Source organism: Oxalicibacterium solurbis, assembly GCF_014635845.1.
GTDB classification, from domain to species: Bacteria; Pseudomonadota; Gammaproteobacteria; order Burkholderiales; family Burkholderiaceae_D; genus Oxalicibacterium; species Oxalicibacterium solurbis.
This window is the reverse complement of the sequence record NZ_BMDP01000002.1, coordinates 775,300-801,933: the sequence shown is the minus strand read 5'-3', so window position 1 is coordinate 801,933 and position 26,634 is coordinate 775,300. Positions and strand designations below refer to the sequence as shown.

The 26,634-nt window shown below is 58.1% G+C and carries 25 protein-coding genes and 1 pseudogene; 11 read left to right on the top strand and 15 right to left on the bottom strand.

What is annotated here, in order from left to right:
* Positions 1-15: 15 nt before the first annotated feature.
* From IEV40_RS09425 to IEV40_RS09415, 3 genes are all read right to left on the bottom strand, one after another.
* Positions 16-1,476, bottom strand: coding sequence for an HlyD family type I secretion periplasmic adaptor subunit (locus IEV40_RS09425; RefSeq protein WP_188420879.1), 1,461 nt, complete (start codon positions 1,474-1,476; stop codon positions 16-18).
* Positions 1,473-3,761: a peptidase domain-containing ABC transporter gene (locus IEV40_RS09420; RefSeq protein ID WP_188420877.1), complete on the bottom strand. Its 2,289-nt coding sequence runs from the start codon at positions 3,759-3,761 to the stop codon at positions 1,473-1,475. Before IEV40_RS09420 ends, IEV40_RS09425 begins: the two co-directional genes overlap by 4 nt.
* A 198-nt stretch (positions 3,762-3,959) precedes the next feature.
* Positions 3,960-5,288, bottom strand: coding sequence for a TolC family outer membrane protein (locus IEV40_RS09415; protein ID WP_229724036.1), 1,329 nt, complete (start codon positions 5,286-5,288; stop codon positions 3,960-3,962).
* Between the two features lie 146 nt (positions 5,289-5,434).
* Here IEV40_RS09415 and IEV40_RS09410 point away from each other — a divergent pair, with 146 nt between their 5' ends.
* Together IEV40_RS09410 and IEV40_RS09405 are read left to right on the top strand one after the other, a co-directional pair.
* Positions 5,435-5,665 carry a DUF2970 domain-containing protein gene (locus IEV40_RS09410; protein ID WP_188420876.1) on the top strand — a complete coding sequence of 77 codons (231 nt, stop codon included), beginning with the start codon at positions 5,435-5,437 and terminating at the stop codon, positions 5,663-5,665.
* Between the two features lie 140 nt (positions 5,666-5,805).
* Positions 5,806-6,246 (top strand): PPC domain-containing DNA-binding protein, encoded by a 441-nt coding sequence (locus tag IEV40_RS09405; protein ID WP_188420874.1) that lies wholly within the window; start codon positions 5,806-5,808, stop codon positions 6,244-6,246.
* 22 nt (positions 6,247-6,268) lie between these two features.
* On the opposite strand, the gene IEV40_RS09400 is transcribed toward IEV40_RS09405, so the two are convergent.
* On the bottom strand, positions 6,269-7,057 hold the full coding sequence (locus IEV40_RS09400) for an SDR family NAD(P)-dependent oxidoreductase (RefSeq protein ID WP_188420872.1): 789 nt from the start codon (positions 7,055-7,057) through the stop codon (positions 6,269-6,271).
* Positions 7,058-7,434: 377 nt separating this feature from the next.
* Between IEV40_RS09400 and IEV40_RS09395 the strand changes: the two genes are divergently transcribed.
* From IEV40_RS09395 to imuA, 3 genes and pseudogenes are all read left to right on the top strand, one after another.
* Positions 7,435-7,752, top strand: a complete 318-nt coding sequence (locus IEV40_RS09395) for a BON domain-containing protein (protein ID WP_188420870.1) — start codon at positions 7,435-7,437, stop codon at positions 7,750-7,752.
* Positions 7,753-7,925: 173 nt separating this feature from the next.
* A pseudogene (locus IEV40_RS09390) lies at positions 7,926-8,648 on the top strand (NYN domain-containing protein); the annotation flags it as partial.
* A gap of 144 nt (positions 8,649-8,792) precedes the next feature.
* Positions 8,793-9,536, top strand: a complete 744-nt coding sequence (imuA, locus tag IEV40_RS09385; protein ID WP_188420866.1) for a translesion DNA synthesis-associated protein ImuA — start codon at positions 8,793-8,795, stop codon at positions 9,534-9,536.
* Here the strand turns inward: imuA and IEV40_RS09380 are convergent.
* The 3 genes from IEV40_RS09380 to IEV40_RS09370 all read right to left on the bottom strand — a co-directional run bounded on the left by IEV40_RS09380 (position 9,525) and on the right by IEV40_RS09370 (position 11,928).
* Positions 9,525-10,226, bottom strand: coding sequence for an energy-coupling factor ABC transporter ATP-binding protein (locus IEV40_RS09380; RefSeq protein ID WP_188420864.1), 702 nt, complete (start codon positions 10,224-10,226; stop codon positions 9,525-9,527). The genes imuA and IEV40_RS09380 overlap by 12 nt on opposite strands.
* An 11-nt stretch (positions 10,227-10,237) precedes the next feature.
* Positions 10,238-10,948, bottom strand: coding sequence for an ABC transporter permease (locus IEV40_RS09375; RefSeq protein WP_188420862.1), 711 nt, complete (start codon positions 10,946-10,948; stop codon positions 10,238-10,240).
* 134 nt (positions 10,949-11,082) lie between these two features.
* Positions 11,083-11,928, bottom strand: coding sequence for a formate dehydrogenase accessory sulfurtransferase FdhD (locus IEV40_RS09370; protein ID WP_188420860.1), 846 nt, complete (start codon positions 11,926-11,928; stop codon positions 11,083-11,085).
* A gap of 301 nt (positions 11,929-12,229) precedes the next feature.
* On the opposite strand from IEV40_RS09370, the gene mnmH reads away from it, so the two are divergent.
* The 6 genes from mnmH to phnE all read left to right on the top strand — a co-directional run bounded on the left by mnmH (position 12,230) and on the right by phnE (position 17,908).
* Positions 12,230-13,303, top strand: a complete 1,074-nt coding sequence (gene mnmH, locus IEV40_RS09365) for a tRNA 2-selenouridine(34) synthase MnmH (protein WP_188420858.1) — start codon at positions 12,230-12,232, stop codon at positions 13,301-13,303.
* Positions 13,304-13,410: 107 nt separating this feature from the next.
* On the top strand, positions 13,411-14,466 hold the full coding sequence (gene selD, locus IEV40_RS09360; RefSeq protein ID WP_188420856.1) for a selenide, water dikinase SelD: 1,056 nt from the start codon (positions 13,411-13,413) through the stop codon (positions 14,464-14,466).
* Positions 14,467-14,524: 58 nt separating this feature from the next.
* Positions 14,525-15,403, top strand: a complete 879-nt coding sequence (locus IEV40_RS09355) for a putative selenate ABC transporter substrate-binding protein (RefSeq protein WP_188420854.1) — start codon at positions 14,525-14,527, stop codon at positions 15,401-15,403.
* Positions 15,404-15,435: 32 nt separating this feature from the next.
* Positions 15,436-16,251, top strand: coding sequence for a phosphonate ABC transporter ATP-binding protein (locus IEV40_RS09350; RefSeq protein WP_188420852.1), 816 nt, complete (start codon positions 15,436-15,438; stop codon positions 16,249-16,251).
* Positions 16,251-17,102, top strand: a complete 852-nt coding sequence (locus tag IEV40_RS09345) for a PhnE/PtxC family ABC transporter permease (RefSeq protein ID WP_188420850.1) — start codon at positions 16,251-16,253, stop codon at positions 17,100-17,102. Before IEV40_RS09350 ends, IEV40_RS09345 begins: the two co-directional genes overlap by 1 nt.
* Positions 17,103-17,146: 44 nt before the next feature.
* Positions 17,147-17,908 carry a phosphonate ABC transporter, permease protein PhnE gene (gene phnE, locus IEV40_RS09340; protein ID WP_188421186.1) on the top strand — a complete coding sequence of 254 codons (762 nt, stop codon included), beginning with the start codon at positions 17,147-17,149 and terminating at the stop codon, positions 17,906-17,908.
* A gap of 127 nt (positions 17,909-18,035) precedes the next feature.
* Here phnE and IEV40_RS09335 read toward each other — a convergent pair whose 3' ends face one another.
* The 8 genes from IEV40_RS09335 to IEV40_RS09300 all read right to left on the bottom strand — a co-directional run bounded on the left by IEV40_RS09335 (position 18,036) and on the right by IEV40_RS09300 (position 26,585).
* Complete coding sequence (locus IEV40_RS09335; RefSeq protein ID WP_188420847.1) at positions 18,036-18,359, bottom strand: hypothetical protein; 324 nt, start codon at positions 18,357-18,359, stop codon at positions 18,036-18,038.
* A gap of 17 nt (positions 18,360-18,376) precedes the next feature.
* Positions 18,377-19,546: a formate dehydrogenase subunit gamma gene (locus IEV40_RS09330; RefSeq protein ID WP_188420845.1), complete on the bottom strand. Its 1,170-nt coding sequence runs from the start codon at positions 19,544-19,546 to the stop codon at positions 18,377-18,379.
* A gap of 19 nt (positions 19,547-19,565) precedes the next feature.
* Entirely contained in the window at positions 19,566-19,799 is a 234-nt protein-coding gene (locus IEV40_RS09325) for a hypothetical protein (protein ID WP_188420843.1), read from the bottom strand.
* Complete coding sequence (fdh3B, locus tag IEV40_RS09320; RefSeq protein WP_188420841.1) at positions 19,796-20,425, bottom strand: formate dehydrogenase FDH3 subunit beta; 630 nt, start codon at positions 20,423-20,425, stop codon at positions 19,796-19,798. Before fdh3B ends, IEV40_RS09325 begins: the two co-directional genes overlap by 4 nt.
* Positions 20,426-20,466: 41 nt before the next feature.
* A complete protein-coding gene (locus tag IEV40_RS09315; protein WP_188420839.1) occupies positions 20,467-23,445 on the bottom strand; it encodes a formate dehydrogenase subunit alpha in 2,979 nt (992 codons plus the stop codon).
* Between the two features lie 15 nt (positions 23,446-23,460).
* Complete coding sequence (locus tag IEV40_RS09310; RefSeq protein WP_188420837.1) at positions 23,461-23,664, bottom strand: hypothetical protein; 204 nt, start codon at positions 23,662-23,664, stop codon at positions 23,461-23,463.
* 176 nt (positions 23,665-23,840) lie between these two features.
* Positions 23,841-24,455, bottom strand: coding sequence for a TorD/DmsD family molecular chaperone (locus IEV40_RS09305; RefSeq protein ID WP_188420835.1), 615 nt, complete (start codon positions 24,453-24,455; stop codon positions 23,841-23,843).
* 18 nt (positions 24,456-24,473) lie between these two features.
* Positions 24,474-26,585, bottom strand: a complete 2,112-nt coding sequence (locus IEV40_RS09300; RefSeq protein WP_188420833.1) for a 4Fe-4S binding protein — start codon at positions 26,583-26,585, stop codon at positions 24,474-24,476.
* Between the last annotated feature and the right edge of the window lie 49 nt (positions 26,586-26,634).

The window sequence follows — 26,634 nt, the reverse complement described above, 5'->3', positions numbered from 1 at the left end:
TCCCGCCCTTTCTAATCAACGTTCTCTACCTGCCTCTTGCACGGCTTTCTCTACTGGGGAAAGTAGATATTCAAGCACTGTTCGACGTCCTTGATTGATTTCCGCAATCACTTGCATTCCCGGCGTGGTCGTCAATTCATTTCCATCAGGTCCTTTCAAGACTTGCTCATCCAATTGGACACGTGCTTTGTATGAGGACGCATAAGGAACGCTATTTGCTCCATTTCCCATTCCACTACTGGAAGCGCCTGTATTTTGATTTACCTGTCTCGATTCGCTGGAATCGGCGCTGATACGAATGACCTTGCCCGTCAGCATTCCGTATTTTTGAAATGGATAAGCCGCCAGCTTGATTTGCGCATACTGACCGGCCTGCACAAAGCCAACATCTTCGTTTTTGATTTCCACATCTGCATATAGCTGCTCGCCTTTTGGCACCAAACTCATCAGCACCGTTCCAGGCTGTACTACGGCTCCTACTGTCGTTGTCGCCAAATCCTTGATGACGCCGTCCTGTGGCGCCTTCAAATCCATCAAGCCCTCCCGGTAAATGGTTTTATCCAGATTCGGCTCAAGCTGGTTGATTCGAGCACGTATCTCAGCCAGCTCCTTTTCCAACTCGCTTTTGTAACTGCTCTGGATCTGCATTACCCGTTTCTTCTGCGAAGCAATAGCCGCATCCAATGAGGCGACGGTAGCGCGCTGCGCGTCAAGGTCCTTTGTCTTTTCAATGAAATCACGTTGCTTTTCGGCGGAAGCCAGGCTTCCCATGTAGCCTTCTCTCGCCAGATCGGCATAGGCCTCGGCAGTTTTTCTATAGGTAGGCAGCGTCTGCTCAAGTTTTGACGCAATTTCTCCAGCGCTTCTTCTTTCATGTTGCATCTTGATCAGCAATGATTTTTCCTGATCAAGGCTATCAAGATAGGCCTGACGATGCGCCGTATACTGGCTTTGCACATGTGCATATAGCTTCGGATCATCACCGGCTCGGAACAGCATCGGTTGATCTTCAAGTTCCGCCTCCAATCTGCGTACCTGCATGCGCTGCATCGATAAATCGTTACTGATACTGATCTTGTCGGCGGCGGCCAAGGTGGGATCAAGACGTGCCAATACCTGCCCTGCTTTAACGCTATCGCCTTCCTGGACCAAGAGTTGCCTGACCACGCCTGATTCCGCCGGCTGGACAATCTTTACCAGTGTTTGCGTAACGAGTTTCCCTTCGGCTGTGGCGATGATGTCCAGCTTCCCGAATGTTGCCCAAACAATCAAAATAAGAACCAGAACACAAACCGCCCTCAAGACGATACGGTTGATGTGATCCGGAGTCTGTGCCTGGATCAACTGCAGCGGATCATGCCAGCTCTTCGGCGGACGAAGCTGAATAACGTCAGCCGATTCCTTTGTCGGACATTCATTTTTCGGATTTCCGCCTTCTTGAGAAAGGTGTTCTTCTTTTGGCAGATGCTGACTCATGCTTTATCTCCCACGGGAGTACGCATGGCCGCCGTGCCGTTATTCATCGAGGCTATATTCTGATGATTGCCGTTTGCAGCTTCGGCATGAGTTGCGTTTGCGGGAGAGATATTTGGCGCTGGCGCCAGCAATTGCGCACCTTTACTCGTCAGCCGAAATACGGCATCGACTTTCAGCCCCTTTGGTAGACCATGCGTAATGAAAAGCATGGTGACTTTTCCCTTCAGCGCATTAATGGTTTGTGCAAACTGCTCCGCCGTTGGGATATCCAATGCACTGGTGGATTCGTCGAAAACGAGAATACTTGGACGCTTCAACAGTGCCCGAGCGATTGCGATTCGCTGCTTTTGCCCTCCTGATAAACCGGCACCACGTTCACCGATTTCGGTTTGATAGCCTTGAGGGAGTGCAATGATGGCGCCGTGAATTTCGGCCATCTTGCAGGCTGCCGTGATTTGCTCGAATGTGGCGTTGGGATTTGCCATTTGCAGATTTTCATAAATAGTTCCCGAGAAAAGTGTCGTTTCTTGCGGAACCACGCCGAAATGACTGCGTAATTCGTTTGCCGACAAGTAGCGAATATCGACACCATCTACCAGAATACTTCCAGCATTCGGCTGATAGAAGCCTTGCATGAGTTTGGCAAGCGTACTTTTACCGCAGCCAGACGGCCCCATGATTCCGATCATTTTGCCTGGCTGCACATGCAGAGAGAGATTTTCGTAAAGCAGCGGAAGATTCTCCGCGTAGCGGAATGCGATATCGTTGATTTGAATCTCACCACGGCGAGCGCTATCACGGGCGGGAATCACGGAATATGGCTCCGTCGGCGCATTCATCAAATCACCCAGGCGATCAACAGACAAGCGGGCTTGCTGAAATTGCTGCCATAACCCTACGAGCCGCAGCATCGGCTGCGATAGCCGGCCGGAAAACATCTGAAACGCAACCAGCATGCCGATCGTGAAATCCCTGCTGTTCATCACCGTATAAGCACCAATCACAAGAATCAAAAGATTCATCATTTGTTCAAGCAGATTGGATGCGGTGTTATAGGTATTGGCCAACTGTTTGGTAGAAAAACCGGCCTGCAATGCACTGGCTAGATATCCGCTATATCGGCTATTTAATTGCGGTTCGAGTTGCAATGATTTGACCGTTTCCATTCCCATGACGTACTCGGTAAGAAACGCCTGATTACGCGCTCCAAGCTGGAACTGCTCCTGCAACCTGGCTTGGAAAATAGGTGCAACTGACAAACTCATGACAACGATAATTGCCAGTATCGCCAGTACGATCAGCGTCAATGTGACGCTGTAATAGAACATGATCCCGACAAAAATAAGAAGGAAAGGAAAATCAAGAATGAGCGTAACGGCTGCGCTGGCAATGAATTCACGGATCGTTTCCACACCATGCATGCGAGCGGCAATAACACCTGTTGGCCTGTGTTGGAAGTACAGCGGCGGCAGCTTGAACAGTCTCTCAAAAACCGATGCACCGAGAACCGCATCTACTCGATTTCCGGTATGCAGCACCAGGTATTGACGCAACCATGTCAGGACCGCCGAAAACAACATGAAGACGAATAGCCCGATGGCAATGACGATCAACGTACTTTTGGTGTGATGTACGACGACCTTGTCGATAATCGTTTGGGTAAAGAGCGGTGTAGCGAGGGCGATCAGTTGAATGATCAGGGATGCCAACAATACTTCTTGCCAGATCTTTTTATGTTTTAGTAGTTCTGGGACAAACCACCGGAAACCGAATTTCCTTGATTGTCTTTCCTGATCTGCGCTGTCGATATCGTTCGCGGGTTCTGCCTTTGGGATGATGCTGGTTATATAGCCAAAATAGCGGAGAGTGAATTGTTCTAGTGTGAGAGTGAGAGGCTCAGGGCTGGATGGCTCAACAATCAATACGTTCGTACTGTTTGCTTGCAGGATCAAAGAAGGAATAGCGTCAGGATTTACTTTCTTTTCTTCCTGATTTATTAAGTCGTCTTCTGAAAAATCCTTTTTATCTTTCGTTTCTTCTTCTGAATCTTTCGGTCTTAACCATGCAATTAGGGGAAACGGCTCAGCATGAATTTTTCCGGGCTTAACTTTGCGCAAGGCAGCATCAAATCCGTATTCTTTCGTCGCGCGGATTAAGCATTCAATCGTATAAGGCGGAGCTAACTGCTGGCGAGCCAGATCTGTAGAAAATGGTCGACGATGTAACGCACATAATCCTTGCAATATCCAAAGAAATGCCTCACCCGCCAGCTCTTTGTACTGCATTTACATCCCCTTAAATGACTCATACAAGAATGCCAAGATCGTTCTTATTGTGGGGTGCTACCCTACAGGCCACGATATTTACGCTCAATCCCACGATCATGGGATGAACGAATGTTGGCTAAAGAAATTACAAATAAAAGAACAACATATGTGAACTTTCTAAAGAAAAATCTTCTTTTTGAAAGCAACTACATTGACCTAATGTACCAACATGGCATTGACCGCCAATAAGTCCTCCTCACCTAGAGAACCTACTGAAGCTTTTAACTTCATGCCGTGCAACAAAGTCTGATACCGTGCTACTGCCAAGTCCCGCCGGGCGGCATAAAGCTGCTGTTCTGCATTGAGTACATCCAGATTTATTCGGACTCCTAGTTTGAAGGCAAGGCGGTTACCTTTTACTGAGCTTTGTCCCGATTCCTTCGCATAATTCAATGCCTCTATTTGCGCCAATCCATTGACCACGCCGGCAAATGCTTGCTGCGCCTCCACTGCTGCCTGTCGCTTTGCCTCCTCCAGATCGGATTCTGATTTGTCCTTCAGGGCAATTGCTTCTGTTACTTTGGCATTCGTCTCGCCGCCGGAAAAAATCGGGATATTCAATTGCAATCCAATCTGACTGGAATTCGCTCGGGTATCGAATTCATTCGGCGTCGTTAGGCTATTGGATGAATAATTGCTTCCTCGAGAAGCAATCAAATCCAAAGTCGGCGCATATCCGGCTCTCGCTCTTTTTATTCCACTTTTTGCTGCATCCATTGCTGCTTGCTGCGCTCGCACTTCTGGATTTTTTGACCTGGCTTGCTCCATCCAAATATGACGATCTCGCGGCAGTGGCGCGGGTAGTTGAATAGACGGCTGCAAAACGGCCAGGTTTTCCATATGCGTCCCCGTCATTTTTTCGAGTTCAGCATTTTTTCCTTCCAGATTATTTTGCGATTCGACCAAACGAGATCGCGCCAATCCGAGTCTGGCTTTTGTTTCGTCCATATCGATGACGGAATGTGTGCCAGCCTTGAAGCCTCGAGTAACCTGCTCTAATTGTTCTTCCAGCGATCTTATTTCCGCGGTAGATGCTGCAATTACTTCTTGCGAAACGCTAACGTCAAAATATGCTTGTGTAACGCGTAGCAAAAGGTCTTGCACTGCCTGTTCATACTGAGCTTCCGCCTGATCGACGATGTATTGCGATTGCTGATAGGCGTATAGATTTTCCAGTCTGACCAACGGCTGAGTTAATTGAAGCGTCCAGGACCATGAATGCGCTCTTCTATCAACCGGAGGAACGTTTGTAAAAGCCGTATCAGCTTTTGTGGTGCCTTTGTTTCCCACAACGCTAATGGATGGAAGCAAGGAAGCACGTGCCTGGGGAATTTTTTGTCTGATACTTTCCAGGCTATAGCGTGCGGATCTAAAGGTCTGGTCGTTAATCAATGCAAGGCGATATGCTTGTAGAATATCTGTCGCCCTGACTTGAGAACAAAAAACGAGAAAAAATAATAAAGTAATTCTTTTTATATAAAACAAGCTTCTTCTCTCCCCCAGCCAAATCTCATATTATTGTTAGCCGTTGACCATAGTGATTACGGGATATGACAACAATCCCATAATCATGGGAAAGAGAATCTTTTAAATATGCTGTTTTCATCCTCTCGACTCCACGAATGCACTATATGAATACAGACCAGAACGACGAAAAATCAGAAAATACGAAACAAGAAAAAATATCTTTCTTCGCAACACTGGGTGCAGTCTTCTGGTCCTTCATCGGCTTACGCCGCCGCTCCGACTACGAGCGCGATGTCACTGGCCTGAATCCCGTCTACGTCATCATTGCCGGACTGGTCGGCGTCGCTCTCTTCATCGGCCTTTTGCTGCTGGCCGTTTCATTTGCGCTCAAGTAGCGCTCCGCAACGGCGGTCGTCGCCTTTCCGATAATCTTTAAACGGACGTGTGACATGACGGCCGCTTCCTGTTGAAGAAAAACAGGAACGAAAGCCCGGTAATTCTCTCGAATATCCATCGACGATACGAAAGGATTGCCATGCGTGCCAAGCTGATCAACGACGGTTCCGAGAAAACCTATGCGCTGATACTGGAAAGCGGCGAGGAAGCCGTTTCGCAATTGCAGCGTTTCGCCCGGGAAAACAAGCTGGATGCCAGCCGCATCACGGCGATCGGTGCATTCAGCAGCGCCACGCTCGGCTATTTCAACTGGGAAAGCAAGGATTACGAAAATATTGCAATCAACGAGCAGGTCGAAGTGCTGTCGCTGATCGGCGATATCGCGCTGCAGGATGGCGAACCGAAGATCCATGCGCACGTCGTCGTCGGCAAGCGCGACGGCAGTGCGCATGGCGGCCACCTGCTGGCGGCCTATGTGCGCCCCACGCTGGAAATCCTGCTGACCGAATCGCCGGGCTGGCTCAAGCGCAGCTACGACGCAGAAAGCGGCCTAGCGTTGATCAACGTCGACAAGGAATGAAGGCCGCCGGTAAGCCTGCGCATCAGAACGCCGAACGCACGACGCCGCCGTCCACGCGCAACGCGGCGCCATTGGTAGCCGATGAGGCTTCCGAACAGACGTAGACCACCATGTTCGCGACTTCTTCGGTCGTCGTGAAACGCTTCAGCAGCGAAGTCGGCCGCACGGTTTCGAAGAACTCCTTTTCGATGACGTCGAACGGCTTGTCACCAGACAGCTTTTGCACGAAGTCGGATACGCCTTCCGATTTCGTCGGCCCCGGCAATACCGAATTGACGGTCACGCCGGTGCCGGCGCAGCTTTCCGCCAGGCCGCGTGCAAGACTGATCTGCGCCGTCTTCGTCACGCCATAGTGAATCATCTCGACCGGAATCTGTACGCCGCTTTCGCTGCTGATGAAAACGATGCGCCCCCAGTTCTTCGTCTTCATCCGCGGCAGATAGGCGCGTGACAGGCGCACGCCGGACATCACATTGACGTCGAAGAAACGTTGCCAGTCGTCGTCCGGAATCTCCTCGAACGGCTTGGGATCGAAAATGCCGAGATTGTTGACCAGCACATCCACATTCGGGTAACGCCGCACCAGCTCCGCGATCTGCGCTGCATCCGACAGATCGCCCGCAAAACCGTCCACCTGCGCCCCGGGTATTTCCTTGCGCAACGCGGCAAGCGCCCGCTCGACCGATGCATGGCTGCGCCCGTTGACGATCACGCGTGCACCTTCGCACGCAAGTCCTGTCGCAATCGCGTAACCGATTCCCTTGGTCGATCCCGATACCAGTGCCAGCTTGTTCTTCAGGTGCAGATCCATGATGTCCTCCGACGATAAATTGGGCGAAACAGTTGAGAGCCAATCGGGCAGCGATGCACTTCATGCGTTCCTGCACGCAGTGTAGGACATCGACGACAACGGTGCGGCAGAGCGTAAAACGTGCGCCGTCATGCGTTTGTAAAAAATACCGGCGTCTTCGCTTCTTTTCCTCATCTTCGCCGGCGAAAAAACAACTCGCACGCATCATGCTTCACGCCGCAAAGTATTGCGGTGCAAGGCTTTGCGAAGAAAACGCGATGACTGGCATGGTAAATGCCTCATACATGTCGGAAGCCATCGTGTTGCCGCATCTGTTCCGGCGTGCATTGCATACCGTGCGGCAATCCTTCTTCATTCCAATAACAAGGAGTAACGCCATGAAAAAACTGATGACCATTCTGCTGACGCTGACCTTTGCTGCCTTCACCGCCGCATGCTCATCCACCGCGACCTCGCGCAGCACAGGGCAGACCTTCGACGATGCAACGCTGACCAGCAAGGTCAAGACCGAAATCGCCCAGAACCAGGGTGTGGGCAAGGCTGCCGCCATCAACGTCGATACCTATCGCGGCGTCGTCTCGCTGGCCGGCTTCGTCGACAATCGCGACCAGGCTGCTGCCGCAGTCAAATCGGCCCGCAGCGTCGAAGGTGTCAAGGACGTGAAAAACAACCTGCAGATCAAGCCGTCCAAATAACGGAACAACTTGAGCAAAACGGCTTCGCGAGAAGCCACGGACAGCCCCGCCGGCCTTGCCGTTACGGGGCTGTTTTTCTTTGTACGAAAATGAGTGCTCCAGACCGCTGATCAGCAATAGCTTCGATACCGCCGTGCTAGCATTCTTTCGAACAATTATCGGGAGAATGAACTGTGGCCGGAATTGAAGAAACCAATATCTCACTGGCAGTACTGATCGACGCAGACAATGCCTCCCCCTCGATCATCGAAGGACTGCTGGCGGAAATCGCCAAATACGGCACAGCCAGCGTCAAGCGCATTTACGGAGACTGGACGCGCCCCAATCTCGGACAGTGGAAGGAAAAACTGCTGGAATACTCGATCCAGCCTATACAGCAATTCAGCTATACAAGCGGCAAGAATGCCACCGATAGCGCATTGATCATTGACGCGATGGATTTACTGTACACGGGCACGTTTTCAGGCTTCTGCCTGGTATCGAGCGATAGCGATTTCACCCGATTGGCAGCCCGTCTGCGCGAAGCAGGAAAACGTGTCTATGGATTCGGTGAACAGAAAACGCCAAAACCGATGGTTGCCGCCTGCGACCGTTTTACCTACACCGAGATTTTTTCTGCCGAGGTCAGCGAAGAAGCGCAAATCCATCGAAAATCTGCTCGCGAATTGCGCGGCGACACCAAACTGGTCACGCTATTCAGAACTGCCATCGACGCCTGCTCGGACGAGAGCGGATGGGCACAGCTTTCCGGCGTCGGCAGCAACATCGTCAAACAGTTTCCCGATTTCGATTCTCGCAACTATGGCTATGGCAAGTTAAGCGATCTTGCCAGCGCAATCGGCCTGTTCGAAATCGAAAAACGGGAGCAACGGATCTGGCTGAAGAGCAGCAAGAAGAAATAACCGCCAAACAGACCGGCGGGGGAAATGCGGCAAATTTGCCACACCGATCGTGCGACCTCTTCCAATACTGTACAAACATACAGTATATTTGCGTTGCCGCGGCAGTGCCGCACTTCGTCAACCACTCAGGAGGTTCCCATGGCTGCAGTCCCGTCCGCTATCCCGTTTGGCGCATCGTCGATGCCACCGTCATCCCGTTCGGCTTCCGTCGGTTCCGGCCATCCTTCGCTGGATCGCAACCTGCCGAACGGCGGATGGCCTGCAGGCACGCTGACCGAACTGCTGCTCGCCAATCCCGACAGCGGTGAACTGCGCCTGCTGGCGCCGGCTCTGAAACGCCTGGTCCATGCAGGCAAGAAGCTGGTGTTGCTGGCCCCCTCTTATATTCCGTTCGCCGCTGCGCTGCAGGAACTGGGCATCGACCGCAGGCACGTTGTGTCCATCGAAGCGGAACAACCGGCCGACAGGCTCGCTTCGATAGAGCAATTTCTGAAAACGGTGAATGCAGGTGCGCTGCTGTGCTGGCTGCCTGAAGCGCGCGACGATCATCTGCGCCGCCTGCAACAGGCTGCTGCCGCATGCGATGGCCCGACCTTCCTGTTCCGTCCACTGCCGGCGCAGAACCAGTCTTCTCCCGCACCGCTGCGCCTGCTCTGCCAGCCGATGCCGGCAGGCCGGATGTCGGTCGAAATCATCAAGCGCCGCGGGCCGGTGCATCTCGATCCGCTGATCCTGCCGCTGTCGCTGCCGGAAATCATGGCCAGATCGCTGCCGATGCGCACGTCAACCGTTGCAGCTGCCACGTCGACAAGACCTGTCGCGTCCATCGTGCGACCGCTGCGGCCTCTGCATCAGCCTCGAACGGCCTTCCTATCCGCCTGAACCAATGTGATCGGGGTCGTCCTGCAAGGGAAGATTGACCTGCTTGACCTCCATGCGGCCGTCGCGGATTTTCAGCCGCTGCACGCCCGGCAATGCAATCAGATCCCGATCGTGGCAAGCCATGATGATGCTGTGGCCTTCGGCGACCAGTGCGGGAATCAGCGAAATCACCTGTTCTCGCGCGGTGCCGTCGAGGTTGGCGGTCGGCTCGTCCAGCAGCAACAGCTTCGGCGACAGCACGCGGGCGCGCGCCAGCGCCACCCGCTGCTTTTCGCCGCCGGACAGATAGTTGGGCACGCTGTTGCGCAAGTGCGCAATGCCGGCCCAGGCGATCGCTTCCTCGACCTTTTCCGCGGCGATCTTTTTCGGCACGCCGCGCACCGTAAGTCCGTAACCGATGTTGTCGGCCACGCTGGTCGAAAACATCACCGGATGCTGATGCACGTAGAGAATGTCGTCACGCATGGCGCGCGGATATGGCGACAGGCTGACCGGTTGCCCCATGAAGCGCACATCGGCCACGTCGGCCGGTTCCAGTCCGGTCAGGATGCGCATCAGCGTGCTCTTGCCCGAACCGTTCACACCCGTCAGGACATAGGCTTGCGACGCCATGATCGACAGGTTCTCGATGTCGAGCAGGCGACGTCTGTGGAAATTCTTCTGCAGATGCCGGATTCCGAGCAGTTCCATCGCTGTCTCCATCACACGCCCCTGTTCCTTGCGGGACGCGTATCGCCCTGAAGCAGCAGCATCGCCGCATTGATCAGCAGCGCGATCGCGATCAGCACGATGCCGAGCGCAATCCCCTGCGCGAACTCGCCCTTGCTGGTTTCCAGCGCGATGGCGGTCGTGATGGTGCGCGTCTCGCCCGCGATATTGCCGCCGACCATCATCGCGCAACCGACTTCCGAAATGACGCGGCCGAAACCGTTGATGACCGCCGCCATCACGCCGAAGCGCACCTCATGCAAGACCGTCAGCATCACGCGCCACGGCGAAGCGCCATGCACGACAGCCGTTTCCGCCAGTCGCGGATCGGCGGCCTGTACCGCCGACAGCGTAAAGGCGACCAGCACCGGCAGCACGATCAGTACCTGGCCGAATATGATGCCGCTCTGCGTAAACAGCCATTGCATCGCGCCCATCGGCCCCTGGCGCGACAGCATCAGATACAGCAGCAGGCCGACCAGCACGGTCGGCAGCGACAGCGTCGCCTGCGCGATCCAGATAGCGATGCGGCGGCCGACGAACTCGCGCGTGGCGATCAGGTAGCCGATCAGCACGGCAACCGGCGTGGCGACGAGCAAGCCGACCAGTGAGGTCTTCAGCGATATCCAGATGATTTTCCAGAGCACCGGATCGCCGGAGAACAACAGGCCGAACGCATCGCGGGTAGCGTCGATGAGGGACATGGCATCGAAGAGTGGAGAGACGACAGGCAGTTGCCGTCGTCATGTTGAACAGCCGCAATTCTAGCGCACCGTCGCAGTGCGGCAAAACTGCTGCACGCGTGCAGCTTATGAAAAATTGGGAAAGATTGGGAAAATCAGGCGACGCGCAACGAGGTGTCGAGCAGATGCGGCTCGTAGACCATCCGCTGCTTGCCGGTCACCAGCAGGAAATGGCGTCCCGTGCAGCGCGCCAGCAGCGTCATGCCGGTTTTCTCGGCGACCGCATGGCCGGTCTGCGTCGTACCGGAACGCGAGATGAGGAAGGGAATACCCATCTGCGCGCCCTTGATCACCATCTCGGAAGTCAGCCGTCCGGTCGTATAAAACACTTTGTCGCCGCCCTGCACGTCGTCCAGCCACATCATGCCGGCAATCGAATCGACCGCATTATGGCGGCCGACATCTTCGATGAAATACAGCAGATCACCGTCGGCGGAAAACAAGCCGCACCCGTGCACGGAGCCGGCCTTCGCATAGATGGAATCCTGCGTGCGTATCGTGTTCACGATGCGGTACAGCACCGACTGCCTCAATCGCGCGTCGGCAGGCAGTGCAATGGCATCGATCTCGTCCATCAGGTCGCCGAACATCGTGCCCTGCCCGCAGCCTGTCGTCACCACACGGCGCGCGGTGCGCTGCTCGATATCGTCGATGCCGCCGCGGGTAGTCACTGCGACCTTGTTCGCAGGCCAATCGACGTGGATGGAAACGATGTCCTCCACCTTGTCCACCAGCCGCTGGTTGCGCAGATAGCCGAGCGTCAATGCTTCCGGCGCTGCGCCCAAGGTCATCAAGGTGACCAGTTCGCGTCCGTCGACCAGCACCGTCAGCGGACGTTCGGCCGGAATCGAAATCGACGAGACGTGATGCGTCTCGTCGATCGCATCGACTTCATAAGTCAGCTTGACCGGCGAACCGGAAAATTCTGGGCGATACGGCATATTTGCAGGTGTCGAAAGCCGGGCGACGGCAGCCAGGGCCACGGCGCTTGCCGGGCACAAAAAGCGGATACAGCAGGCACAAAACAGATCGGTTGCAAAAAGATCATTCTGCATGCTGTGCGAATACTGAATTATAGCCGGGACACCATACCGCCGCCCTCATATGGTGCGTAAGATGAGCGCGTATTTTCCTGCAGATTGATGCGGCCTGATGCTTGCACGCGCAATATCGAGGATAATGCCGACCTTATACGTACTAATAACGTCGCTATTCGTCGCTATCGCATCCTCATCTTCTTCGATGAAATACCCAGTTCTGCTTCCCATCCAAGACGTTCTGTCGCGGCTCGACCAGTTCGATACCGTGATCGACGTGCGCAGCCCGGGCGAATTCGAGGAAGACCATCTGCCCGGCGCGATCAACTGCCCGGTGCTGGACAACGACGAACGCGTGAAGGTCGGCACGCTGTATCGCCACGCCGGCGCCTTCGAGGCGAAGAAGATCGGCGCCGCGCTGGTGGCGAAGAACATCGCGCTGCACATCGAAACCCGTTTCATCGATCGGCCGCACAACTGGAAGCCGCTGGTCTATTGCTGGCGCGGCGGCAACCGCAGCGGCGCGATGGCGCACATCTTCGGGCGCATCGGCTGGCAAGTCGTCCAGCTCGAAGGTGGTTACAAATCATTCCGAGGACAGGTCAACGACGATCTGGCCACGCTGCCAGCCGGACTGCAGTTCACCGTGCTGTGCGGGCCGACCGGCAGCGGCAAGAGCCGGCTGCTGCAGACACTGGCCGCCCAAGGGGCGCAAGTACTGGATCTGGAACAGCTGGCCGCGCATCGCGGCTCGGTGCTGGGCAATCTGCCGACGATGCCGCAGCCTTCGCAAAAGCTGTTCGATAGCCGCATCTGGCAACTGTTGCGCAGCTTCGATCCATCGCGCCCGGTCTTTGTCGAGGCGGAAAGCAAGAAGGTCGGCAAGCTGCGCGTACCCGACGCCCTGATGGACAAGATGCGCACATCGGCCTGCATCTCGGTCGAACTGGCGCTACCCTTGCGCGTGCAGTTGTTGATGGAAGACTATCCGCATTTCGTCTCCGATCCCGCGCAACTGAATACGCAACTCGGCTTCCTCACGCCGCTGCACGGCAAGGAAAAAATCACCGAATGGCAACAGCTGGCGCTGGCCGGCCGCACGGCCGAAGTAGTGGAAACCCTGCTGCGCCAGCATTACGATCCCGGTTACATGCAATCGATACGACGCAACTTCAGTCTCTTCGACCAGGCCACGCCGCTGGCCTTGACGGACATCTCCGATGACGTCTTCCGAGAGACGAGCTCACAGTTGCGCGCAGCCGAACTGGTCCATTCCTGATGCACCGATCGGCCGCTCTGGCGCAGCCGACCGTTGCATTGCCCGCAGTACAAATCAGCAGTAATCATCAGTAACCACCAGCAGCACTCACCCAACGCCCTGACAACATGACCGATCTCAAGACACCCGATATTCGACTGACCTCGTTCTCGCACGGCGGCGGCTGCGGTTGCAAGATCGCGCCCGGCGTGCTGACGGAAATCCTGAAAGGCACCGGCGGCCTGCCGATGCCGAAGGAACTGCTGGTCGGCATCGAAACGTCCGACGACGCCGCCGTCTATCAACTGAACGACGCGCAGGCGCTGATCGCCACCACCGATTTCTTCATGCCCATCGTCGACGATCCGTTCGACTTCGGCCGCATCGCCGCGACCAATGCGATTTCCGACGTCTACGCGATGGGCGGTACGCCGATCATGGCGCTGGCGCTGGTCGGCATGCCCGTCAGCCAGTTGCCGCCGGACGTCATCGGCAAGATTCTCAAGGGCGGCGAGACCGTCTGCGCACAGGCCGGCATTCCGATCGCCGGCGGCCATACGATCGATTCGGTCGAACCGATCTACGGTCTGGTCGTGATGGGCCTTGTCCACCCGTCGAAGATCAAGCGCAATGCCGATGCGCAGGCCGGCGACAAGCTCATCCTTGGCAAACCGCTGGGCGTCGGCGTACTGTCCGCCGCACTGAAGAAGAACCTGCTCGATGCGGCCGGCTATGAAACGATGATTACCGCCACCACCAGGCTGAATACGCCGGGCCGCAAGCTCGCGCAGCTGGATGGCGTTCATGCGCTGACCGACGTTACCGGCTTCGGTCTGCTCGGCCATCTGCTCGAACTGGCGCGAGGCGCAAAACTTCGCGCACGCATCGACATGAATGCGATCCCTTTCCTGCCGCAGGTCGTGCAGCTGGCCGAACAGGGCTGCGTGACCGGCGCATCCGGACGCAACTGGCAGAGTTACGGCCGCGATGTCGCCCTGTCGCCATCCGTCTCGCCGCTTCAGCAGGCTTTGCTGACCGATCCGCAGACCGCCGGCGGACTGCTGGTATCCTGCGCACCCGATGCGGTGGACGCGGTACTGGCCGCATTCCGCGACGAAGGCTTTGCCGATGCCGCCGTGATCGGCGAGATGCGGCAAGGCACCGCCGGCATCGACGTCGCCTGAATCGTTTCACCGCTGGCGTATTCCCATCAACCGATTTCCCAACCAGAAAAGACCTTCCATGACCCGTTCTTCTTTCTTCAAATTGCCCGCACTGGCGGCAGCCTTCCTGACCACGCTGGCAATCGGCATGACGCCAGTCGCTCATGCACAGCAGCAGGTGTTCCGTGTTTCCGCGATTCCCGACGAAGCGCCGACAGAGCTGCAGCGCAAGTTCAAGCCGCTCGGTGAATACCTGTCGCAGAAGATCGGCATGAAGGTCGAATTCACGCCGGTCACCGACTACGCAGCCTCGGTCGAAGGCCTGATCAACCACAAGCTGGACATGGTGTGGTTCGGCGGCTTCACTTTCGTGCAGGCCAACGTGCGCAGCGGCGGCAAGATCGTTCCTCTGGTGCAGCGTGAAGAAGATGAAAAATTCCGCTCGGTCTTCATCACGACCGACAAGTCGATCAACAAGCTGGAAGACCTGAAAGGCAAGAACTTCAGTTTCGGCGCCGAATCGTCGACGTCCGGTCACCTGATGCCGCGCTCCTTCCTGCTGTCTGCCAAGATCAATCCGGACATGGACATGAAACGCGTCTCCTATTCCGGCGCGCATGATGCGACGGTGGCAGCCGTCGCCGGCGGCAAGGTCGATGCCGGTGCGCTGAATATCTCGGTCTGGGAAAAACTGATCGAAGCCGGCAAGGTCGATACGAGCAAGGTACGCGTCTTCTACACCACGCCGCCGTACTACGACTACAACTGGAGCGTGCGCAGCGACATCGATCCAGCCGTGCGCAAGAAGCTGACCGATGCCTTCCTGTCACTGAATGCCGACACGCCGCAAGGCAAGGAAATCCTGCAATTGCAGCGCGCGACCCGCTTCATTCCGACCAAGCCGGAAAACTACAAGGCCATCGAAGCAGCCGCGCGCAATGCGGGCCTGCTGAAGTAATTGCACAAAGATAGATTGATACGGATTCGTCGATGACGTTCGAGCTTCAAGAGATCTCCACGCGCCACATCGGCGCGGCGAAAAATGCCTATGCGCTGCATAGCCTGTCGCTGCGCATTGCACAGGGCGAACAGATTGCACTGATCGGGCCGTCCGGCGCCGGCAAGACCAGCCTGCTGCATACGCTGGCCTGCGCGCTGAAACCTGAACAGGGCAGTCTGCGCGTCTTCGACGAAAATCCGTGGGCAGCGCAAGGCAGTGCACGCCACGCCTTGCGCGCCCGTCTCTTTCTTGCACCGCAGACACCGCCGCTGCCGCCGCGTCAGCGTGTCGTCAACGCCGTACTGGCCGGACGCCTGCCGCAGTGGAGCATCTGGCAGGCGATCCGTTCGCTGATCCGCCCTATCGATCCGGCGGCGGCATACGATGCCCTCGCGCATTTCAACTTGCAGGACAAGCTGTACGCACGCGTCGATCGCCTGTCCGGCGGCGAGCGCCAGCGCTGCGGCATGGCCCGCGCGCTGGTATCGCAGGCCGAAGCCTTCCTCGTCGACGAACCGCTGTCCGCGCTCGATCCGACGCTCTCCGTGCAAACGCTGAACGTATTGCAGCGCGAAGCGCGTACCCGCAATGCGACGCTGGTCTGCAGCCTGCATCAGGTCGAACTGGCGCGCGCGCATTTTCCGCGCATCGTCGGTCTGCGCGACGGCCGCATCGTTTTCGATGCCGCCAGCAGCGACATCAGCGATGCGATGATCGCCGAGCTGTATCGCAATCGGCAGGACGAGTTGCTCCCGGCATCGCCCGACCATTCGGAAATCGCCGTCGCGGCGACACCGCGCTGCTGATGTCCGCGCTTCATCCCTCCATTCATCCATCCGGCATGCCGCCGCGCGATCCTGCATGGCGCAGCCGCATCGTCGGCTGCATCGTCTTCGTGCTGGTGTTGTGGCCGATGCTGGTGCAGGCCGAGTTCAAGCCGTGGATACTGTTCGATGCGCAAAGCCTGCAGGCCACCGGCAATTTCGTCGCCAGCTTCTTTCCGCCCGCACATTCGGCCGAATTCCTGCAGTTGGTTGCCGTGTCGACATGGGAAACCGTTGCCATGGCTACCGCCGGCATGGCACTGGCGATGCTGGCCGCCATCCCGATGACGTTACTGTCGACCGAGCTGCTTTCCATCTCGCGCCTCGGCAGCGGCCGCGTGGCACGGTTACCGGCGTGGTTGCGGCAGATCGTGCGCTGGTTCCTGATCGTGCTGCGCAGCATTCCGGAACTGGTATGGGCGCTGCTGCTGGTGCGCATCGTCGGCCTCGGCCCGACTGCCGGCGTCATCGCGATCGCACTGACCTATTGCGGCATGCTCGGCAAGGTCTATGCCGACATTCTGGAATCCTCGGAAGCGGCGGCATCGAATGCGCTGCTGCAGAACGGCAGCGGCCGCCTCTCCGCCTTCCTTTACGGCGCCTTGCCTGAAGCATCGTCCGAACTATTGTCGTACACGGTCTACCGCTGGGAATGCGCGATCCGCGGCTCCATCGTCATGGGCTTCGTCGGTGCCGGCGGGCTGGGACAACGGATGGACGAGTCGATCAAGATGATGGCCGGTGGTGAACTGTCGACGATGCTGATCGTGTTTATCCTGCTGGTGGCGGCCGCCGACGGCGTCTCTGCCCTGCTGCGCAGGAGGCTGGATTGAAATCCGAATTGAAAGCCGAACGCATCCTGCCGCCTGCTCCGCGCATGCACTGGTCGAGCGTGCTGCTGCTGATCGGTCTGGTCGCGCTGGTCGTCGCCAGCTTTGCGACGCTGCCGCTGAAATGGCATGACTTCTTCACTGCAACAGCCATTCAAAGCACGCGCGAATTCCTGCACGGCTTCATGCCGCCCGAATTGCGCCCTGTCTTCCTGCACAAAATTGCGATCGCTACCTTCGAAACGTTCGCGATGTCGGCCATCGGCACACTGATCGCCGCCGTTCTGGGCGTGCTGCTCGGCCTGCCGGCCAGCGGGCGCTTCGGCTTGACGGCGCGACTCGCCACGCGCGGCGTGCTGAACGTGCTGCGTTCGATTCCGGAACTGGTCTGGGCTTCTGTGCTGCTGATCGCCGCCGGACTGGGGCCGTTCGCCGGCACGCTGGCGCTGGCGCTGCACACGTTCGGTGTGCTCGGCCGCCTGTTCGCCGACGCCTTCGAGAACTGCCCGCCGCAGGCTGCATCGACGCTGCGCATCAACGGCGCGCATCCTGTTGCGGCATTTTTCTACGCGACGCTGCCGCAAAGCAGCCCGCAACTGATGTCCTACACGCTGTACCGCTGGGAAAACAATATCCGTGCCGCCGCCATTCTCGGCGTGGTCGGCGCCGGCGGTCTCGGACAAATGCTGAAATACCATCTGTCGCTGTTCCAGATGCAGCAGGCGGCCAGCGTGATCATTGCGATGATCCTGATGGTGGGCGTGGTCGACGGATTGAGCTATCTGCTGCGCAGGATGATGACGCGCTAATGCCGGATTGCCGCAACGGCAACCAGATCCCATGTGATAGCGGCATCTGTTAAAAAACCGCCGCAAGAAAAAACGCGCGCCGACGAGAACATCGCCGGCGCGCGTTCGTACAGGAGAAGCGATCGATCTATTTCTTCGCGCCTGCCGCGGGAACGGGTTTGGCATCCGCCACCCCGACATCGGCGTTCGCCAGCGGAACATAAGGGCCGGGGTTCGTGCACTGCGGAACCTGCGCGTTCGGCTTGGCCTTGCCCTTTTCCTTCAGGTATTGCGCGGCAACGCGATCCTGCACCAGGCACAGCTTGTAGGCGGCAACCTTACCGCTCCATGCCGTCTTGTTCTTGGCTTCCGCTGCCTTTGCCTTCGCAGCATCATCCGGCGGCGGCAATTTGGCCGCTGCCGATCCGGCAACCATCATCGCCGCCAGCACGATCGACAATTTCGCGTTCATCTTCCTCTCCTTCCGGATCACACGGTCTTGGTGGTCGACGTCGCCGCCGGCTTTGAACCATCCTTGCTGCGCACGCGCGGCACCTTGCCGCTCTGGATATCGTCGTACCAGAGGTCATGGTGTTCCTTCGCCCATGCATCGTCGACATAGCCGGTACGCATCGCCTGATAGGCGCCCTCGGTGCCCAGCGTACCCATGTAGATGTGCGCGAGCGCCGCACTGAAGATCAGCACCGCCGCCACCAGATGAATCACGTTGGCGATCTGCATGTTGCCGCGCGTGTAGAGAATGCCCGGCACCAGCATGTCCAGCACGAAACCGGAAGCGCTGACGATCACGCCGAGGAAGACCACGCCGCCCCAGAACCACAGCTTCTCGCCGGCGTTGAAACGGCCGGCATGCGCATGGCCGCGCGCGCCGCCCAGATTCTTGACCCAGTCGACGTCACCCCTGCCGGGGAAGTTGTCACGCACGAAGATCGCGAACATCACGATCAGCGCCACGGCAAACAGCGGGCCGACGAAGTTGTGCACGGTCTTGCACGCATACGCGATCCAGCCGAACAGCGTATGGCCGAATAGCGGCAGAACGACGTGCTTGCCGAACAGCATCAGCAGCCCGGTGAACGCCAGCACCAGGAAACTGATCGCCACCGTCCAGTGCGTGATGCGTTCGACCGAGGTGAAGCGTTCGATCAGCCGTCCGGTGCGCGGCTCTTTCGTGCGCAGCGGGCCGAATACGAAATAGAAGGCAATGATGCCGACCGCCGCAACGATGATCAGCCAGCCGCCGTACAGCGTCAGCGGGCCGTTGCGATACAGCCGCCATGCTTCGCCGGCGGTCGTCGCGCGCGCCTGTCCGGGGAACTGCGCATGCGGCTGGATCAGCATGCCGGCTTCGAGCGCAGGCAGGCTCGAATAGTGGGTCTGGCCTTCCTTGATCTGGCGATAGACCGGCGCCATGTTGCCGGGCTGCACGCGCGTGCGCTCTGCCTGATTCTGCTGCAGATAACGGATATCGGCCGATTCCACGTTCGGCAGCGCTTGCGTCATTGGCGGCGGCGCCGTGGCCGCATCCTGCACCGTGCCTTGCGCCGTCTGCGAACCGGACTGCGCCAGCGCCGCGCCGGACGTCAGCACCGCAAAAAACATGGCGGTGGCGAGCTTGATGAACCATGGTTGTCTCATGACTATCCCCTCGCTGAGATCAGTTGCCGCCGATCTTCACGTATTCGTTCTGTGTTTGCGTTCTTGTGCGCATCTGGTTATCCCATTCGGTCTTGTTGCCCGGCGTCCAGCCTTGGGCGACGAACGGATCCTTCGCACCCTGGTACGGCGGCACATCGCCGGAATCGCGCGCGTCGGCCTGCGACTGGCTTTTCTCTCCGCAACCGGCCAGCACGGCCGTTGCCGCCAGCGCTACGAATAGCAAGCGTTTCATGATTTCTCCTTCGCCGGTGCCTTGGCTTCTGGATTGTGCGACTGGCCGTAGGCTGTGCCCCAGCCCCAGACTTCACTGCCCTTGCCGCGATGCACGACGCGCGTGCGGAAGATGTCGGCGATGACGTCGCCGTCGCCGCCCAGCAGCGCCTTGGTCGAGCACATTTCGGCGCAGGCCGGCAGCTTGCCTTCGGCCAGGCGGTTGCGGCCGTATTTCTCGAACTCTGCCTTGGAGCCGTTTTCTTCCGGGCCGCCTGCGCAGAAGGTGCACTTGTCCATCTTGCCGCGCAAACCGAATGCGCCGTTCGACGGGAATTGCGGCGCGCCGAACGGGCAGGCATACGAGCAGTAACCGCAGCCGATGCAGATGTCCTTGTCGTGCAGCACCACGCCTTCGTCGGTGCGGTAGAAGCAATCGACCGGGCAGACCGCCATGCACGGTGCATCCGAGCAGTGCATGCAGGCGACCGAGATGGATTTTTCCTGGCCGACCATGCCGTCGTTGATCGTCACCACGCGGCGCCGGTTGACGCCCCACGGTACCTCGTGTTCGTTCTTGCAGGCGGTCACGCAGCTATTGCACTCGATGCAGCGTTCCGCATCGCATATGAATTTCATCCGTGCCATGTCGAATCCTCCTCATCCCTGATGTCGTACGGCTGCATGCGTCATGCCCACTTTTCGATATTGCAGATCGTGGTCTTGGTTTCCTGCATCATCGTGACCGAGTCGTAGCCGTAGGTCGTGGCGGTATTGACGGCTTCGCCGCGCACAATCGGATGCGCGCCTTCCGGATAGGAATCGATCATGTCCTTGCCCTGCCACCATCCGGAGAAGTGGAACGGAATGAAGGCCGTATCCTCTCCCACGCGCTGCGTGACGAGCGCCCTGACCTTCAGGCGTGCGCCGGTCGGTGTCGACACCACCACGTAGTCGTTGTTGCGGATGCCGCGCGCCGAAGCCGCTTTCGGATTGATCTCGACGAAGTTCTCCTGCTGCAGTTCGGCCAGCCACGGGTTGGAACGCGTCTCCTCGCCGCCGCCCTCGTATTCGACCAGACGGCCGGAGGTGAGGATGATCGGGAATTTTTCGTACAGCTTTTCCTCGACGTTCTTCTGCTGCAGCGACTTGTACAGCGTCGGCATGCGCCAGAAGGCTTTCTTGTCGTCGTGCGTCGGATACTTGGCGACCAGATCCGGGCGCGTGCCGTAGATCGGTTCACGGTGCAGCGGCACGCCGTCCGGGAAATTCCAGACGACCGCGCGCGCCTTCGCATTGCCCCACGGATGCACGCCATGCACCTGCATGCAGACGCGCTGGATGCCACCGGAAAGGTCGGTTTTCCAGTTCTTGCCTTCGGCTGCCTTCTTCTCGGCTTCCGTCAGGTCGTCCCACCAACCCAGTTTCTTCAGCAGGATATGATCGAATTCCGGATAGCCGGTCGTGATCTCGGAGCCTTTCGAGCACGAGCCGTCTTCCGCCAGCAGGTTGACGCCGTCCTTCTCGACGCCGAAGTTGGCGCGGAAGTTGCCGCCGCCATCCATCATGCTCTTCGACGTATCGTAGAGATTCGGCGACCCCGGATGCTTCAATTCAGGCGTGCCGTAGCACGGCCATGGCAAGCCGAAGTAATCACCGCTCAGGTCATAACCCGTCTCCGCATCCTTGCCCGATTTGCAGCGCAGCGTCTTCACGTCGAACATCTGCATGTTGCGCATGTGCGCCTTCAGGCGCAGCGGCGACTGGCCGGTGTAGCCGATCGTCCACGAACCGCGGTTGATTTCTTCCAGCATGGATTCCGGCTCCGGCTCCATCATGCCACCCTTGCCCGGCACCAGCTTGATCTTCGCGACCAGTTCCTTGCCGAAGCCGAGTTTCTGTGCGAGCTGGTACATGATCATGTGGTCGGTGCGCGACTCGAACAACGGTTCGATGACCTTTTCGCGCCACTGCAGCGAACGGTTCGAAGCCGTGACCGAGCCCGATGTCTCGAACTGCGTGGCAGCCGGCAGCAGGTACACGGCGCGATTCGGATTCAATTCCTGGCCGTCGACCTTCATTGCCGCCATCGCAGCCGTTGCCGACGGATACGGATCGATGACGACCAGCAGGTCCAGCTTGTCGAACGCCTTTTTCATGTCGAGGCCGCGCGTCTGCGAGTTCGGCGCGTGCCCCCAGAACACCATGGCCTTGACGGTGTTGTCCTGATCGATGTGCTCGCTCTTCTCCAGCACCGCATCCACCCAGCGTGACACGGTCGTGCCGGATTTCTCCATCATCTCCTGCGAGACGTACTGCTTCTTCACCCACTCGTAGTCGACTCCCCAGACCGCGCACCAGTGCTTCCACGAACCGGCAGCAAGCCCGTAATAGCCAGGTAGTGAATCCGGATTCGGACCGACGTCGGTCGCACCCTGCACGTTGTCATGGCCGCGGAAGATGTTGGCGCCGCCGCCGGATACGCCGATGTTGCCGAGCGCCAGCTGCACGATGCAAGACGCGCGCACCATCGCGTTACCGATCGAGTGCTGTGTCTGGCCCATGCACCACACCAGCGTCGAGGGACGATTCTTCGCCATCGTCTCTGCGGCCTTGTACATTTCCGCTTCCGGCACGCCGCAGGCTTCTTCTACCTTCTCCGGCGTCCATGTCATGACTTCTTCTCGGACCTTGTCCATGCCGTAGACGCGGTCGTTGATGTATTTCTTGTCTTCCCAGCCGTTCTTGAAGATGTGATACAGCAGGCCCCACAGGAACGGGATGTCGGTACCGGAACGGATGCGGATGTATTGATCCGCCTTCGCCGCCGTGCGCGTGAAGCGCGGGTCGACCACGATCATCTTCGTGCCGTTTTCCTTCGCATGCAGCATGTGCAGCATCGATACCGGATGCGCCTCGGCCGCGTTCGAACCGATGTACAACGCCGCCTTCGAATTCTGCATGTCGTTGTAGCTGTTGGTCATGGCGCCGTAGCCCCAGGTGTTCGCCACGCCGGCCACCGTCGTCGAATGGCAGATGCGCGCCTGGTGATCGGTATTGTTGGTGCCGAAGAAGGAAACGAACTTGCGCAGCAGCGCCGACTGTTCGTTGTTGTGCTTGGAAGAACCGACGAAGAAAACCGAATCCGGGCCGCTGGCCTTCTTGATGCTCAGCATGCGCGCGGAAATCTCGTTCAGCGCTTCATCCCAGCTGATGCGCTGGTATTTGCCATTGACCAGCTTCATCGGATATTTCAGCCGGTGCTCGCCGTGGCCATGCTCGCGCAACGCCGCGCCTTTCGCGCAATGCGCGCCGAGGTTGATTGGTGAATCGAATACCGGCTCCTGGCGCACCCAGACGCCATTCTCGACGATCGCGTCGGAAGCACAGCCGACCGAACAGTGTGTGCAGACCGTGCGGCGCACTTCCACCTTGCGGCCATCGGCGCCGGCAGCCTTGCCGTCGGCTGCCTTGGCCTTCTGGATCAATCCGACCTGTACGGCCGCGATACCGGCGCCAATGCCGATACCTGAACGCTTCAGGAATCCGCGCCGATCCATCGTCGGCAAGGCGCGTGCGAGACTGCCCGCGAGACTGGAAGAAAGCCCGGAAGAAACACGTGCGGACGTACTGCCGCCGGCAGCGTTGCTTTTGCGAGTCAACAGCATGGCGTCACCTCGAAGTCAGATTGTGGTGGTGCGATAGTATTTTTTGACGTGCTCGGTGAGCCGATAGCTGTCGCCGGTCGGCTCGGGCGCCGCAACGGCGCTGTCGGTCAAGGCTTGGGAAGATTGCGGAAGCAGTTTGGCGGCGGCCCCGGCGGCAGCTACGGCGCCAAGTCCTGCAAAGAAACTGCGGCGGGAAGGTTTGGGTTGTTGCTCAGCCATGATCGTCTCCTGATGGTGATGCAGGACGTAATATGCTTTTTGAAGCCTATAACAACATGACTGGAATTTAACACGCTTTTCACAACTTGCATCCTTTTTTGCGAGAAAAGATGCCTTTTTTCAATCCCGATGACGAGAAGATGAAATTAATTCAACTAATTTAATTAGCTAAACCATCAAGCCATATCGAAAGCCTGCATCTCGACCTCGAAAAATCGCCGGGCCAACAATGCCGCAAAACGATAAAAACCGGCATTCGGATGTCCTTCCACCGCTTCGCAGCACGTCAGTATCCAAGGGCGCATGTGCGTATCGAAGAATTTCTGCTGCGCCGCCAGGTTGCCGAGAGCGGCATCGTCCGACTGGATCAGGTGACGCATCACTTCGCACAGCGCCGCCAGATGATCCTCGCTCTCCGTCATCGCCTCGCTGCGCTCCAATCCCAGCTTCGCCAGGTCGGCGCGCAACTCCGCCAATGGTTTTTCCATCAGAAAGCCGGACAGATAGAACGACCCGTACAGCATCACATCGGGCTTGCCTACACCGATGAACAAGGCTTCGTACTCTTCCCGAACCGCCGCTTGCTGCGCATGCCGGCATGCATCGGCCAGTTCGCTCCATGCCTGTTCGAGCTGGCTGTCGCCGGCAGCCGGTGCTGCTGCGATCGCGTCCAGCAGAGCTTGGGCCGGCGGCGCATAAAACAGCGCAGCCAGTACGCCATAGATTTCCGCGCGCGCCGCTTCCTCGCCTTGATCGGGCGTTTCGAACGCCATCGCTTGCGTCGTCGTCATCCATCTCCCCTTTATTTGTCAGTGCCGCTTCAGGTCGGCGATCGTCGATTCCTGGCGGTTCGCCATCATGTCGACCACACGGCAATCCGAGCACATCTTCAGCCGATCGGCATTGCCCGAGAATGCGCCGTGCTGCGACAGTTTTGCCACCATGTTGGCGATCATCTGCGCGGTACCGAACGGTTTGCCGCAACTGATGCAATGGAAAGGCTGCGCTTCGTTCAGCACCGTCGGCTGCTTCGCGGCGTTGGTGAGCAACAGGCGCGGCTGCAGTGTGATGGCGTCTTCCGGGCAGGTCGTTTCGCACAGGCCGCACTGGACGCAATTGGTTTCGATGAAGCGCAGTTGCGGCAGATCCGGATTGTCCGCCAGTGCCGCCTCCGGGCAGGCGCCGACGCACGACATGCACAGCGTGCAAGCCTGCTTGTTTACCTGCACCTCGCCGAATGGCGCGCCGGCAGGCAGGACGATTTCTTCAGGTGCAGCCGACGCTTCGCTCTTCAGATGATCGATCGCCAATCCCAGCGTCGTCCGTTTTTCGGCAGCCACATGGAACAAGGCGATCTTCGCCGGCACTTGCGCGGGATGCAGTGTCGCCAGCGCCACGTCCAGCTCTTGCGGTGTGATCGCTTCGATCAGCGAAAAATGGCTGCCGGCATATCCCATGCCGTTCAGGATGATTTGCGCCACTTCCATCTGCCGCTTCAGGGCTGCCATGTATTGCGGCGCTTCGCTACCTGTCGTCAAGATTGCCATATGTGCAGCGCCATACGCCACCGCTGCCAGCCAGACATCGATACCGGTCGATGCCGTATGATGCACCGCAATCGGCAATATACGTGCAGGTACACCGGACAGTCCGCCATCTACTTGCACTCCCGCCTGCGCCGCGCGTCCGAGCCGGTTGATGAGGGTTGCACCGTTTTCCTGATCGTGGATCAACAGCATCGGCTGCGCGCCGCCCGCTCTGGCATACGCCGCCAGCATCGTCTGCATGCGCAGGCCGATATCGGTCGCGCGCGGATAAGCATAAGTCAGCGCACCAGACGGGCATTCCGTCGTACATGCGCCACAACCGACGCACAGGTTCGGATTGACCTTGATCCGGTTGCCGTCATGGCTGACGGCTTCGGCCGAGCAGACGTCGATGCAGGCCGTGCAGCCGATCTGGCCGTTGCGGCCGTGCGCGCACAGCTTTTCCTTGTAGAGGAAGAACTTCGGCTTGCTGAATTCACCGACCATCTGGGTCAGCTTCAACGATTCGTCGATCTGCTTCTGCACATCCGTGCCGGGCGCGAAGTAACCCTGCGGCGGCTGGTGCATGCCCAGCAAAGGCGTATCGGAAAGATCGAAGACCAGATCGGACGTCGTGCTGCGCCGGGTATCGCCACGCGTAAAATCGATGGCACCGATCGCACCGCAAGCCTTGACGCAGTCACGATGCGAGCTGCATTTCGCCAGGTCGATCTGATAATCCAGCCCGATCGCCTGCTCCGGACATGCCGTCACGCAGGCGTTGCAGCGCGTGCAGACTTCCAGATCGATCGGATTGTCCTGCCGCCACTCCGCCGTGAAGGCGCCCAGCCAGCCGGCAATCGTCACCTGCCCGCCGGAAAATACCGGAAAGGTCCGCTCGACCGGCATTTCGGCATGTGCATAACCGGTCAACAGCACGCTTACTTCCAGTTGATCCTGCAGACGCCGCGCCCACGACAAGGCCCGATCCGCCGGCCCGACAATGAGGACATGACCTTCGGAACGGTAATCGACGACCGGCACCGGTTCCGGATCGGGCAATGCCGCGGCGGCCAGCAAGGCTGCCATTTTCGGCAAGGCCTGTTTTCCGCCTGCGCCCCAGCCGCCGGTTTCGCGAAGATTGACAAAGTGCAGCGGCGCCACACTGCCCTTTTGCTGCGCCAGTTCGGTGAACAGGGCTCTTTCCTGCGTACAACCGACGATGACGTCGTCGACGCCATCCAGTGCCTCGAGATAGGACGTCACATCATGCCGGCACAGCTCGGTCGCTACCGGCAGCGATGCGGTACCGAGTACCATACCGATCTTTTCTCCGGCAGCGCCGTCGATCGGCATGCTGCGGTTGCAATTGCATAGTTTGAATGTTGTCGTCATTGGCTGGCTGAAATTGCTGGCTGATTTCGATTTGTTGATATCGTCAGAT

Coding starts and splice junctions, on each gene's coding strand:
- IEV40_RS09425 (WP_188420879.1), bottom strand. CDS start 1,476: ATGAGTCAGCATCTGCCAAAAGAAGAACACCTTTCTCAAGAAGGCGGA.
- IEV40_RS09420 (WP_188420877.1), bottom strand. CDS start 3,761: ATGCAGTACAAAGAGCTGGCGGGTGAGGCATTTCTTTGGATATTGCAA.
- IEV40_RS09410 (WP_188420876.1), top strand. CDS start 5,435: ATGAATACAGACCAGAACGACGAAAAATCAGAAAATACGAAACAAGAA.
- IEV40_RS09405 (WP_188420874.1), top strand. CDS start 5,806: ATGCGTGCCAAGCTGATCAACGACGGTTCCGAGAAAACCTATGCGCTG.
- IEV40_RS09400 (WP_188420872.1), bottom strand. CDS start 7,057: ATGGATCTGCACCTGAAGAACAAGCTGGCACTGGTATCGGGATCGACC.
- IEV40_RS09395 (WP_188420870.1), top strand. CDS start 7,435: ATGAAAAAACTGATGACCATTCTGCTGACGCTGACCTTTGCTGCCTTC.
- imuA (WP_188420866.1), top strand. CDS start 8,793: ATGGCTGCAGTCCCGTCCGCTATCCCGTTTGGCGCATCGTCGATGCCA.
- IEV40_RS09380 (WP_188420864.1), bottom strand. CDS start 10,226: ATGGAACTGCTCGGAATCCGGCATCTGCAGAAGAATTTCCACAGACGT.
- IEV40_RS09375 (WP_188420862.1), bottom strand. CDS start 10,948: ATGTCCCTCATCGACGCTACCCGCGATGCGTTCGGCCTGTTGTTCTCC.
- IEV40_RS09370 (WP_188420860.1), bottom strand. CDS start 11,928: ATGCCGTATCGCCCAGAATTTTCCGGTTCGCCGGTCAAGCTGACTTAT.
- mnmH (WP_188420858.1), top strand. CDS start 12,230: ATGAAATACCCAGTTCTGCTTCCCATCCAAGACGTTCTGTCGCGGCTC.
- selD (WP_188420856.1), top strand. CDS start 13,411: ATGACCGATCTCAAGACACCCGATATTCGACTGACCTCGTTCTCGCAC.
- IEV40_RS09355 (WP_188420854.1), top strand. CDS start 14,525: ATGACCCGTTCTTCTTTCTTCAAATTGCCCGCACTGGCGGCAGCCTTC.
- IEV40_RS09350 (WP_188420852.1), top strand. CDS start 15,436: ATGACGTTCGAGCTTCAAGAGATCTCCACGCGCCACATCGGCGCGGCG.
- IEV40_RS09345 (WP_188420850.1), top strand. CDS start 16,251: ATGTCCGCGCTTCATCCCTCCATTCATCCATCCGGCATGCCGCCGCGC.
- phnE (WP_188421186.1), top strand. CDS start 17,147: ATGCACTGGTCGAGCGTGCTGCTGCTGATCGGTCTGGTCGCGCTGGTC.
- IEV40_RS09335 (WP_188420847.1), bottom strand. CDS start 18,359: ATGAACGCGAAATTGTCGATCGTGCTGGCGGCGATGATGGTTGCCGGA.
- IEV40_RS09330 (WP_188420845.1), bottom strand. CDS start 19,546: ATGAGACAACCATGGTTCATCAAGCTCGCCACCGCCATGTTTTTTGCG.
- IEV40_RS09325 (WP_188420843.1), bottom strand. CDS start 19,799: ATGAAACGCTTGCTATTCGTAGCGCTGGCGGCAACGGCCGTGCTGGCC.
- fdh3B (WP_188420841.1), bottom strand. CDS start 20,425: ATGGCACGGATGAAATTCATATGCGATGCGGAACGCTGCATCGAGTGC.
- IEV40_RS09315 (WP_188420839.1), bottom strand. CDS start 23,445: ATGCTGTTGACTCGCAAAAGCAACGCTGCCGGCGGCAGTACGTCCGCA.
- IEV40_RS09310 (WP_188420837.1), bottom strand. CDS start 23,664: ATGGCTGAGCAACAACCCAAACCTTCCCGCCGCAGTTTCTTTGCAGGA.
- IEV40_RS09305 (WP_188420835.1), bottom strand. CDS start 24,455: ATGACGACGACGCAAGCGATGGCGTTCGAAACGCCCGATCAAGGCGAG.
- IEV40_RS09300 (WP_188420833.1), bottom strand. CDS start 26,585: ATGACGACAACATTCAAACTATGCAATTGCAACCGCAGCATGCCGATC.